The 607-nt window shown below is 68.5% G+C and carries 1 pseudogene; it reads right to left on the minus strand.

Features of this window, described 5'->3' with window-relative positions:
- Positions 1–476 (minus strand): annotated as a pseudogene (locus A5712_RS31485) (hypothetical protein); the annotation flags it as partial.
- Positions 477–607: the final 131 nt, after the last annotated feature.

Genomic DNA, 607 nt, shown 5'->3' on the forward strand with positions numbered 1-607 from the left:
AGCGTGATCGCCGGCAACCCCGGGAACGGCGGCAACGTGAAGGACGGCAGGCCCGGCAGCGACAGGTTGATCGGCGGCAGCGGCAGCGTCAAATTCAACACCGCGTTCAAGGCCGCGTTGATGTCCGCGCCGATGTTGGGCAGCGTGATCGCCGGCAACCCCGGGAACGGCGGCAACGTGAAGGACGGCAGGCCCGGCAGCGACAGGTTGATCGGCGGCAGCCCCGGCAGCGTCAAATTCAACATCGCGTTCAAGGCCGCGCTGATGTCCGCGCCCAGGTTGGGCAGCGTGATCGCCGGCAACCCCGGGAACGGCGGCAACGTGAAGGACGGCAGGCCCGGCAACGACAGGTTGATCGGCGGCAACGTCAACGCCCCGGACAACACCGCGTTCAACGCGGCGTTGATGTCCGCGCCGATGTTGGGCAGCGTGATCGGCGGCAACCCCGGGAACGGCGGCAACGTGAAGCTCGGCAACCCCGGCAGCGTCAAGTTGATCGGCGGCAGCCCCGGCAGCGTCAAATTCAACGCCGCGTTCAAGGCCGCGCTGATGTCCGCGCCCAGGTTGGGCAGCGTGATCGCCGGCAACCCCGGGAACGGCGGCAACG

The organism is Mycobacterium sp. E2327, from assembly GCF_001672675.1.
Classification (GTDB): domain Bacteria; phylum Actinomycetota; class Actinomycetes; order Mycobacteriales; family Mycobacteriaceae; genus Mycobacterium.